The organism is Lacticaseibacillus salsurae (genome assembly GCF_045862175.1).
In the GTDB taxonomy this organism is placed as follows: Bacteria; Bacillota; Bacilli; order Lactobacillales; family Lactobacillaceae; genus Lacticaseibacillus; species Lacticaseibacillus salsurae.
The window spans coordinates 1-10,315 of the sequence record NZ_BAAFZI010000065.1; the positions used below are offsets into that span (position 1 = coordinate 1).

Annotated in this window: 11 protein-coding genes; all 11 read left to right on the top strand. The window is 45.1% G+C overall.

What is annotated here, in order from left to right; all coding sequences use genetic code 11:
- Positions 1–136 precede the first annotated feature (136 nt).
- The 11 genes from ACKTSG_RS12445 (at position 137) to ACKTSG_RS12495 (ending at position 10,031) form a co-directional block, all read left to right on the top strand.
- Positions 137–415 (top strand): SH3-like domain-containing protein, encoded by a 279-nt coding sequence (locus tag ACKTSG_RS12445; RefSeq protein ID WP_407895236.1) that lies wholly within the window; start codon positions 137–139, stop codon positions 413–415.
- Between the two features lie 256 nt (positions 416–671).
- Positions 672–2,072, top strand: coding sequence for a sugar transferase (locus ACKTSG_RS12450; protein ID WP_407895239.1), 1,401 nt, complete (start codon positions 672–674; stop codon positions 2,070–2,072).
- Between the two features lie 11 nt (positions 2,073–2,083).
- The gene (locus ACKTSG_RS12455; protein ID WP_407895241.1) at positions 2,084–2,770 is read left to right on the top strand and encodes a YveK family protein; all 687 of its coding nucleotides are present in this window, start codon (positions 2,084–2,086) and stop codon (positions 2,768–2,770) included.
- A gap of 28 nt (positions 2,771–2,798) precedes the next feature.
- Complete coding sequence (locus tag ACKTSG_RS12460; protein ID WP_407895243.1) at positions 2,799–3,440, top strand: CpsD/CapB family tyrosine-protein kinase; 642 nt, start codon at positions 2,799–2,801, stop codon at positions 3,438–3,440.
- A 17-nt stretch (positions 3,441–3,457) separates the two neighbouring features.
- Positions 3,458–4,342, top strand: a complete 885-nt coding sequence (locus ACKTSG_RS12465) for a LicD family protein (protein ID WP_407895245.1) — start codon at positions 3,458–3,460, stop codon at positions 4,340–4,342.
- 2 nt (positions 4,343–4,344) lie between these two features.
- On the top strand, positions 4,345–5,076 hold the full coding sequence (locus ACKTSG_RS12470; protein WP_407895247.1) for an IspD/TarI family cytidylyltransferase: 732 nt from the start codon (positions 4,345–4,347) through the stop codon (positions 5,074–5,076).
- Entirely contained in the window at positions 5,076–6,128 is a 1,053-nt protein-coding gene (locus ACKTSG_RS12475; protein ID WP_407895249.1) for an NAD-dependent epimerase/dehydratase family protein, read from the top strand. Before ACKTSG_RS12470 ends, ACKTSG_RS12475 begins: the two co-directional genes overlap by 1 nt.
- On the top strand, positions 6,125–7,054 hold the full coding sequence (locus tag ACKTSG_RS12480) for a glycosyltransferase (protein WP_407895250.1): 930 nt from the start codon (positions 6,125–6,127) through the stop codon (positions 7,052–7,054). The genes ACKTSG_RS12475 and ACKTSG_RS12480 overlap by 4 nt, the downstream gene beginning before the upstream one ends.
- 22 nt (positions 7,055–7,076) lie before the next feature.
- Positions 7,077–8,162, top strand: coding sequence for an EpsG family protein (locus tag ACKTSG_RS12485; protein ID WP_407895252.1), 1,086 nt, complete (start codon positions 7,077–7,079; stop codon positions 8,160–8,162).
- 9 nt (positions 8,163–8,171) lie between these two features.
- Positions 8,172–9,131 carry a glycosyltransferase family 2 protein gene (locus ACKTSG_RS12490; protein WP_407895254.1) on the top strand — a complete coding sequence of 320 codons (960 nt, stop codon included), beginning with the start codon at positions 8,172–8,174 and terminating at the stop codon, positions 9,129–9,131.
- A gap of 12 nt (positions 9,132–9,143) precedes the next feature.
- Positions 9,144–10,031 carry a glycosyltransferase family protein gene (locus ACKTSG_RS12495; protein WP_407895256.1) on the top strand — a complete coding sequence of 296 codons (888 nt, stop codon included), beginning with the start codon at positions 9,144–9,146 and terminating at the stop codon, positions 10,029–10,031.
- Positions 10,032–10,315: the final 284 nt, after the last annotated feature.

Here is a 10,315-nt window from a genome sequence, read left to right on the forward strand (position 1 = left end):
AGCGCGCTCGAGCTCAGCGACGAGCTGCCAAGGTAGTCGTAGCCAGCTAACTCAACTCATCAAAGATAACAGTTCATCTCACGGTGTCGTGCCATGGGGTGGCTAACTTGTTCTTGCAATTTGCGGGCTCAAGAAAGTGCAATATGACACCGTCAAATCAACAAAGACCGTTTCAAAAACTGGAACAATTACGCAGTCTGGTCGTCATGATGGGTTATATTCAGCCCCTTATTACACTGATGCCATGTCAATTTTAGCCAACACCAATGCGACGCACTTCAATGGTCAGTCGGTAAAAGTATTGGCACAAGCAATCACTTCGCGCAGTAGTGCTGCCGGCAACACCTTTGATAAGATTCAACTTAGCAATGGCAAGCAGTATTGGATCGATGCACGTGGCATTACCCTTAACTAACTGAACAGATCATGAAATGAGGTCATCCATCGTGATGGCCTTTTTTCACGGCGCGAATGAGGGGAAAAGTTACCTCATCAGCTGTCGGAATCTTCAGAAAATGTAACGCTTCGAGTGAAACCGAGATAATGACTAAGGTTTCCGGTATAATAAGCGCAGCGCGAGGGTATCGCTATGGAGGGGGTACGTGCCCTTGTGGTATAATTCGTCTGTGTGTCGCAAGACACCAGACGACAACGTTTGAGAGGGATAGATTATGAAACAAAAAGCTGAGTGGATCGGGCTAAGGCGTTACGCCACAATTATTGGTGACGTAGTGCTGTTTAACCTCAGCGTCCTACTAGCATTCTATTTACGTTTTGGGAGTGTTGTACCAGATCGTAATTTCTATACTTACCAACACTCTGCACTGGCAATTTCCGTCGTTTTTTTGGTGGTAAATTTCTTGCTTGGTGTATATATTTTCTATAACCGACGGGTCAGTGATATTATCTTTAACACGATTTTGGGCCAGTTCATCACCATTTTGGCCTTGATGATGATCACATTTATGGGCCGGTTATTTGCATTTCCACGTTCCGTGCTCGGCTATTCCTTGATCATCAGCATTATCGTGTTAGGGATTTGGCGTGTCTTGATCTATTACATGTACATTCATTTCACGAATTCACGACGAGTCGCCGTATTGTCCTATGAAGACGAATTACCTGCTATCATTCAGAATTTTGATTCTGCTAAAAACAATAAACATAAAGTTACCCATGTCATTACGGGCAATTTCATTGAAAACACCAAGAAAGTGTTGCCGGATGTCGACATTTTCTATCTCACCAATAGCCTTTCCGATGACGAGCGGCGTTCAGTGATCGATTTGGTCATCAAGCAGGAAAAAGAAGTGCTACTGCCGTCAACGTTTGATAACTTGTTGATGCTCAATCCTAGTTTGATGAATTTTGAAGATGAATCCGTGATGGGGATGTCCCAATTCCGCATCTCACCAGAAAATGCCTTCATGAAGCGGGTATTTGATATCGTCGTTTCATTTTTGATGCTGATCGTGGCGTCACCCTTTATGCTGGTGACCGCAATTTTAGTTAAGGTAACGTCACCGGGTCCGATCATTTATAAACAAACTCGAATCACGATGAATCAACGCGAGTTCAGTATTTACAAGTTTCGGACGATGCGCAATGACGCTGAGGCAAAGTCGGGCCCTCAATTAGCAACGACCAATGATGCGCGGATCACCAGTGTTGGTAAATACCTGCGTAAATTCCGACTCGATGAATTGCCACAGATCTTTAATGTCTTTAAAGGTGACATGTCCATTGTTGGGCCTCGCCCAGAGCGGCCATTTTTCGTTGATCAATTTAATGAAGAAGAACCCCATTACTATTTGCGTCACAATGTGCGGGCCGGAATCACCGGCTATGCGCAAGTTTATGGGAAGTATGCTTCCGATTATCGAAGCAAATTGAAATTCGACTTGCTTTATATCAAGTGCTACAGCTTATTCTTGGATGCTAAGATCTTATTGCAAACCGTTAAGATTTTGTTTGATAAGATGTCGTCGGCTGGCGTTGACGAAGAAGAAGAGCCAAGCTATAAGAAGCTCCATGAAATCGTTTCTGAAAATGATATTCAACATTTGAAATAACTGGAGGAATTATGAAACTTGTGATGAACGGGAAACAGATTTCCCATGCTTTTAAAAAGAACTTCTTATTAGTTGTCGTGTTAGCAGTTTTGGGTCTTGCAGCTGGTTGGGGTGCGGCGAAGTTCTTAGTGACGCCGCAATATGAATCGGATACGTCAATCGTGGTGAACCCAGAACCCAAGTCTGAAAAAGATAGTTTAGCGGATGCTTTGACTCAAAATCAGGCCGACACTCAAATGTTAAACACCTATAAAGATCTGTTTACCCAACAGTCGATTTTAGATTCTGTGATGTCATCATTAAAGAAGCAAGGCAAAATCAAAGGCAATGTGTCAAACTTGGCAAACGACATTACGGTTACCAATAATGGTGGGTCACGCGTATTTACCATTGCGGTTAAAACCAACCATGCCCAATTGTCTGCAGATGTGGCCAATGAGTTAGTCGCGGCTTTCAAAGTCCGGGTGAAATCGATGGTTTCAAACTCTAAACCAATTACGGTTGCCTCCAAGGCCATTCCTGATAAAACGCCAAAGAGTCGGGTCAAGACTTTTGCATTAGGTGGTGCAGTGTTGGGCTTAGTGGTCGGATTTTACATCGTGACGGCGCGTGAATTGTTTGATCCACGGATCGCCAATTTAGGTTACTTCAAGAAACAACATGTGGCCGTATTAGGCACTGTCACCAACTTTAAGTAGTAATATGAAGACTTTTGAGGAGTGAATCATGACAACAAACGAATATTTGCAAGCTGACCTAAAAGCAGTCGATCAATTTCGAGCGATTCGTAATCAGTTTTATCTTAAAATGCGCCAGTCACAACTGAAAACACTACTGATTTCTTCCCCAATCGACGGGATCGGGAAAACGACAGTTGCGATCAACTTGGCAGCGAGTTTTGCAGCCAATGGCACTAAAGTGTTATTAGTGGATGCAAATTTCACGCGGCCAATGCTTGCCGACGCGTTTGGTCTACAAACACCTGGGTTGGCTGAAGCCCTCGACGGGGAAAAGGCCGTTATCGATTTGGTTCAATCAACCGATATTGCCAATCTTGATGTGTTGACGACTGGTGCAGCACCAGAAGATGCGTCTGCAGTTTTTGTCAGTCAAGCATTTGAAGCAGCGCTTGCCCAATTGAAGCAGCAATACGATATCGTGATTTTTGATGGCGATACGATTTTGGATCATGCTGATGTGGAAGCTTTGGCATTATTATGCGATTTCACTGTTTTGGTAGTGGCACATAAGGCAGTTAAACGAGAAGCTTTTGCTGATGTCCAAGCAACTTTGGCCAAACTCGATGATGTGGAATATGGTGTGGTATATAACCAAGCGCCGGCCAAGCGGACTGATTACGACTTTTAATTGGTAAGGAGAACATTTTGACGGTAATCAAAGATCTTTCCAAAGCAACGCCAGAACAAATGCACACCTTGCAACAAAAAGAACTTGAAATTTTGAAGTATCTCAAATCGATTTGTGAGCAACATGATTTGAAGTTTTGGTTAGCTGGGGGCAGTTGCATTGGGGCGTTGCGGCATCACGGTTTCGTGCCGTGGGATGACGATGTCGACGTGTTTATGATGCGTGAAGACTATGAGAAGTTGTCTGCCAACTGGCAGCAATACACGACTAATCCTCAATATGAGTTGTGTCGCTCAGATGCCACACATAATTATCGGCATGGCGCGATGACGTTAAATGATAGTCAAACGACCTTCATCAACTTTCGGACTGCAGATCAAGATGTCAACCAAGGCATTGCCATTGACATCTTACCGATGGATCGTTTGGCACCATCCAAATTGGCGAGTTTGAAACAACGCCTCAATGCGGTGATTTTTTCGATTTATATCAATCAGCGGCTGCCGGATCACCAAGGGAAGGCTTTGCGTTATTTGACCGGATTACCGTTATCACTTGTTCGCAGTGAAAAAGCGCGCTATCGGATGTGGAAACATGCTGAAAATCAAATGATCAAGCCTTCATTTGGTTCATCGACGGTCGCCATTGAGTTGGTGACAGGGTTAAAAGCCTTGCGTCGGCCATTACCAGCACGCTGGTTTGAAAAAACGGTGATGATGCCGTTTGAAGATACTGAAATGCCTGTGCCGATCGGTTATGATGATTATTTGTCGTTGATTTTTGGCGACTATATGAGCTTTCCACCCAAAGCTGATCAGCAGGCGAAGCATCATACCGTCATTATTGATACTGAACGTTCTTATCGTGAGTATCGCGGCAAGTATTATTTAGTGGAGGATTAATCATGGACTATGTGGTGATTTTTGCTGGTGGCGTTGGCCGCCGGATGAACAATGGCGCCTTACCAAAACAATTTTTGGAGGTCCATGGTAAACCGATCATTATTTACACCTTGGAAAAGTTTGAGCGTGATCAAAATATTGACGGGATCGTGGTGGTTTGTGTTGCCGGATGGGAAGCATACCTTGAAGACAAGATTGCACGCTTCGGTTTAAAAAAGGTCAAAAAAGTGCTCACCGGTGGCAAAGAGTCAAGTGATTCCCAATATATCGGGGTCAAGTACGTCTACGAAGAACTCCCACATGATGAAAACACTGCCGTTTTGTTGCACGATGGTGTGCGGCCATTGATCGATCAAGATACGATTGATCGCAACATTGCGATGGTTCATGAAAAAGGTACTGCAATTACCGTGGTTCCTGCCATTGAAACCATTGGTGTCGGTCAAAAAGCCGGGCAATTGGATCGCTTTGTTGACCGCTCAAAGTGTGTCCTAGCTCGCGCGCCGCAAAGTTATCGCTTGGAAGTGTTGCACGATACGTTTGAGCGCGCTCATGCTGAAAAGCGCAATGATTTTATCGATTCAGCAACGATGATGCAGCACTATGGTTATCAGTTGTATACCGTCATGGGGAGTACAGATAACATTAAGGTGACGACGCCCACTGATTTTTATATTTTCCGGGCTATTTTAGATGCCCAAGAGAATTCTCAAATCTTTGGAGGTCAAGCCTAATGTCGTTAAAGCTTGAGCCAATCTTAGCCTCGGACCTTAAAAGCCTCGTTGATGAGCATGCCGATTTATACCAGCATTATGCCGGTAAAACGGTTTTGGTCACCGGTGCCACGGGCTTGATCGGTCACGTTTTAATTCTCGCAATGTTGACCGCCAATGAGCTTTTGCATACCAATATCCATATTTTGGGTGTGGCCAGAAATTCTCAAAAAGCTGATCGGATCTTTGGCAAGCTGGTTGAACGCGACGATTTTGAGCTGATTTTTCAAGAAATTTCAGCCCCGATCCAAACGTCTCAAACTTTGGATTTTATGTTTCATACTGCGGCTGTGACGACCTCTAAGCTTTTGATTGAAAAACCAGTGGAAGCTTATGTGGCGCAATTCGAGGGGATGAACAACGTCCTAAAACGGGCCCAAGCCGATCAAGCACGCGTCGTTTACTTGTCATCGATGGAAATTTATGGGCAACCGTTTGTTGATCATCGTGCGACTGAATCGGATGTCGGCTACGTTGATCCTTTGGTTGTCCGTAATGGTTATCCTGAATCCAAGCGGAGCAATGAATTTTTGGCGAGTGCTTATAGTCATGAATTTGGGGTGTCTGTGGTCAACGCGCGCCTGGCACAAACCTTTGGTCCAGGCGTCAGTGCCGATGATACTCGGGTATTCGCTCAATTTGCTCGCAGTGCCGTTGCTGGCGAACCGTTAGTGTTACATACTGATGGCAGTTCCATGGGCAACTATTGTTATTTACGTGACACCATCGCCGCGTTGTTGTTATTAGGCGTCAAAGGGCGTAGTGGTGAAAGTTACAATGTGGTCAACGAAGCCAATACGGTATCGATCAAAGGGCTGGCTGAATTGGTTGCCACTCATTTTGGTACTGGTGAAGTGGTGATCGATATTCCTGATCAAGACATGGGCTACGCACCAAAAGTGCAGTTGCGCTTAAGTGGCCAAAAGCTCATGCAACTCGGTTGGCAGCCAACTGCTGATTTAGTTGAAATGTTTACACGCACGCTAAAAAGTTGGGGGATTAACAAGCAATGATACCTGAAAAACCCACTGTAGTCGTCTTACTTTCAACCTATAATGGCGCCAAGTTTGTCGTTGAGCAGGTCAAAAGCATTTTGGCCCAAACAGGGGTCAATGTGTTGCTTCGCATTCGCGATGATGGTTCCAAAGATGACACGATTTCGTTGTTGAGCCAGTTTGCTGACCTAGAAAACGTTGTGATCACCCAAGGCAAGAATGTTGGCTGGAAGAAAAGTTTCACCCATTTGATGGCGACGGCGCCTTTCATCAAAGGGGCTTATTATGCGTTTTCAGATCAAGATGATTTGTGGCATGAAGAAAAACTCATGGCGGCAGTTGATATGTTGGCCAAGCAAGCTGGCCCTGCGGTTTATCACGGGAATGTTGCGATCATGGATGGCGATTTGAATTTCTTAGGCAATCGTTTTGGCGCTGATTTTCACCCAACGGCTCATTTTCCGGAAAGCTTTCTGGATGGCTTCGGCGTTGGTGCGACCATGGTCTTTAACGCAGAGATTTTGGCCTTAGTGCAGCAATATGAACCCAAGCAAGCGACTAATCATGATGCCTTAGTCATGGCACTTGGGAACATGTTCGGCACCGTCGTTTATGATCCTGATGCGCATATTTCGTATCGGCGTCATGCAGGCACTGCGACTGGGTTTGGTGGGGATGCCAGTGCGATCAAACCGACGTTGATGGATCGTTATCGCCGTTATCAACGTGGACCCAAACATCAATTTTCGATTCGAGCCCAAGAATTGTTAGCAGGCTATGAGCCTCAAATGTCGTCAGCTCAGCGCAAAGTCTTAAACGATATTGCCAATTATCAAACAAACTTGGCGGCGAAACTGCGGTTGATTTTTGATCCGCGCTTTAAAGCAACCGGGGCTCGAAAGACGTTACAAATCAAGTATCGGGTTTTATGCAATACGCTGTAACCCAAATGGTTGGAGGATATAGATGATTTCCTTAACACTACTGGTGATTTTATTGTGGCTGGGTACGTTTACCAGAGACAATGAAATAGCTAATGTCGTCGCCTTTGTCGGGCTAGGATTACTAGTTGGTGCGGCTGGGCCAAAGACGACGGATTATGCCACTTATGAAACTTATTATCACCAAGTAGGCACAGGAACGGCTTATTTTGAACGTGGTTATACCGCCTTGGAACAACTTTTTTCAAACTGGGGCTTTAGCTACGCCGATTTTCGCCTTGCATTGGCACTATTGGCGACGGTTTTCTTATATATTGGGGTCCGTCGCTTTACGCACAACATGCTTTTCTTCGCGATTGCGTATTATTGTTCGGTATTATTTCTGGATGTGATCCAGATTCGGAACTATGTGGCCATCAGTTTAGTGATTTTTGCGGTTTCGTTCTTGAAAAAAGTCACCTGGTGGAGTGTCCCGGTTGCGTTAATCGGCTGTTTGGCTGCTGCCCAATTTCACACGATCGGCTATGTGTTCCTGCCTGTCATTGTGCTACGGGTGTTACCAAAACGTTGGTTTAAACCTGTTATGATCGGTTTAGGCGTCTTGGTCATTTTGGCGATGATGATCACGGTTGTCGTCGGTGCCAATTATGTTTCTGCAGTATTAGGGAAGATTGCTGGCTTATTGACGTCGCGCGCCAATTTAGCGGCCCGGATCACGTCGATGTACACGGATCGCACCAGCTTATTTCGGGTTGTCGGGTTATCGTTTGCTGCTTTTTCAGGGGTCACATTTGCGTACTTCTTGGATCGGATCGGGCATTTTGAAGGTGAAGCTCGCGAAACCTTCAATACGCTACTTGCCGGGTTTATGATTTCGTTTTATGCGCTTCCGGCTGATTTCTTGGCTTACGACTATTCTCGCATTCAGCGCAATGGTTTTTTGTTTTTGATCATCCTGGCGGCGTATTTCTTTGAAATCCATCCGCAATTGCGCTTTAAACTGAAAATCCATGCGATGACGTTTTTTGTGATGGTCACAGTGACATACTTCTTCTTTACTTGTTACTTATGGCGGGTCACCGACATGATTCCCTATTTACTTTTGCGCTAGGAGGACACAATGACGCAAACCGGCAAGATCGTGATTTGTATGGCAACCTACAACGGGGCTCGTTTTTTGCGAGCACAGTTGGATTCGTTCATTCATCAACAATTTACCAATTGGCAGCTTTTGGTTCATGATGATGGGTCGACCGATCAAACCCTGGCAATTTTGTCAGAATACGCTGATCGCGATCAGCGTATTACCGTGTTGCCGACTCTGCCACACATGGGGGTCATTAAAGGCTTTTTAGGCATGCTTGCGCCTGCTGAGGCAGATTACTATATGTTTTCTGATCAAGACGATGTGTGGGAAGCCGATAAATTATCGACGATGATCGAGGCAGCGGCAGCATATCCGGTCGATCAGCCGTTGCTTATGCATTGCGATGTCTCACAAATTGACGCAAATGGCGATGCGATGCCTGAGGCTCACTGGAATTTATTTGAAGCCAGTGATTTTGGTTCGTACTTGTTAAATAATAATGTCATTGGGTGTACGACTTTGTTTAACCGCAAAGCGCGGGATTTGGTTCAAGCCAAAATCACTGAGATCGATCCTGACCGTTTGTTTATGCATGATTGGTTGATTGCCTTGATTGCCAGTGGCTTGGGCTCCGTTGTGCACTTAAAACAACCGTTGGTGGCCTACCGTCAACATGAAAATAATGTGGTCGGTGCCAGTTCGCGAAAACATCTCGTTAAACGCCTTTATGAACGCCTGACCCTCAAGAAAAAGCTCAAAATTTGGTTGATTCTACAACAGGCTGAACAGTTTACCCAACTTTACGGTCGTGATCTTTCTGCAAACCAACGCCGCCAAGCTGATGCGGTCGTGGATCTCCTGCATCATTATCGACCAGTTACGCAACTGCGGACCTTGAAAAAATTGGGCCTGACGATGCATGCGCATAGTCGGGATATGCAATTACGCCTGTTTATTTGGTTACCGTTGGCGTTGCGCAAGCGCGTCTTTTAAGAAGGAGTCGAAATGACATTAGATTGGGGTATTGTAGTTGTTGCTTTTAACCCTGAAGTGACTTCATTTCAACAGAAAATTGCCAATTGGGCGACGAAATGTCAGCATATTGTGGTTGTGAATAATGGCGATGCCTTGCATTTAGTCGGCGCAACGGTGGTCGACATGCAAGGCAATCAAGGCATTGCTGCAGCTCATAACGCCGGCATCAGCAAGTTGGCGCAACAAGGCGTCGCCCATGCTTTTTTGATGGATCAAGATTCTCAAGTTGAGGTCGATTTTTTTGAAGCGATGTTGGCGCGATGGCAGTCATTAGCGCATGAAAGTCAGCTGGGCATGCTCAGTCCTGTGATCAAAGACGTGCAATTGAACACCGTACAATCACTTTTTCAAATCGTTGACCATCAGATTCAAACGGTGAAACAGCCCACTATGCAAACTGATCCATACCGCGACACCTTACCGATTGCATCAGGGTGTTTGGTGGCAGTGGCTGCGTTTCAAGCAGTTGGCGGCGAACAAGCAGACTGGTTTATCGATTGGGTCGACTTTGAATTTGCATTGGCGTTGCAACAAGCGGGCTATCAAGTTTTGACCACTAGTTCAATTACCATGGCGCATCAAATTGGAAAAACGACGGCCCGCCATTTTCTCGGCAAGACGATTTATCCGACCAACTCGCAAGTATTTCGAGACTATTATTTTGTCCGCAATGGGTTGTTTCTATCACGCGAATATGGCGGTGCCATTACGAATTTACACGCATTTGTGCAAAAAAAGATCCGCAATCGTTATTTATTTTCAATTTACGAAAGCCAACCGTTCAAACGCTTTGGCAAACTGATCAAAGGCACCCGAGATGGCTTAAACGCCCCTTTACCAACGACCCGCGCACGATAGTTGAATCAATTGCGACAAAGACACCGATCGATAAGGTGTCTTTTTTGAGTTGTGCCTGGTTTTGAATCATTTCAAGTGTGATGTTTGTTCAATTATTTTTTGCGAAAGCGTATACTGTATTTTATAGTAGCATCAAGCTTCAGGGGTTAAGAAATTCAGTAAGCAGGAGATAACAGCACGGATTCCCTAATCAAATTTCCAGCGGTACACTGACCTCATCAATTATGGTGAGGTATTTTTTATGTCAGATAAACCCGATATCGTCCAAATCAAGATGGATCAAC

Excerpts from the sequence above, each read along its gene's own strand:
- ACKTSG_RS12495 (WP_407895256.1), top strand. The coding sequence starts at position 9,144 with ATGACATTAGATTGGGGTATTGTAGTTGTTGCTTTTAACCCTGAAGTG.
- ACKTSG_RS12490 (WP_407895254.1), top strand. The coding sequence starts at position 8,172 with ATGACGCAAACCGGCAAGATCGTGATTTGTATGGCAACCTACAACGGG.
- ACKTSG_RS12470 (WP_407895247.1), top strand. The coding sequence starts at position 4,345 with ATGGACTATGTGGTGATTTTTGCTGGTGGCGTTGGCCGCCGGATGAAC.
- ACKTSG_RS12480 (WP_407895250.1), top strand. The coding sequence starts at position 6,125 with ATGATACCTGAAAAACCCACTGTAGTCGTCTTACTTTCAACCTATAAT.
- ACKTSG_RS12485 (WP_407895252.1), top strand. The coding sequence starts at position 7,077 with ATGATTTCCTTAACACTACTGGTGATTTTATTGTGGCTGGGTACGTTT.
- ACKTSG_RS12455 (WP_407895241.1), top strand. The coding sequence starts at position 2,084 with ATGAAACTTGTGATGAACGGGAAACAGATTTCCCATGCTTTTAAAAAG.
- ACKTSG_RS12450 (WP_407895239.1), top strand. The coding sequence starts at position 672 with ATGAAACAAAAAGCTGAGTGGATCGGGCTAAGGCGTTACGCCACAATT.
- ACKTSG_RS12460 (WP_407895243.1), top strand. The coding sequence starts at position 2,799 with ATGACAACAAACGAATATTTGCAAGCTGACCTAAAAGCAGTCGATCAA.
- ACKTSG_RS12475 (WP_407895249.1), top strand. The coding sequence starts at position 5,076 with ATGTCGTTAAAGCTTGAGCCAATCTTAGCCTCGGACCTTAAAAGCCTC.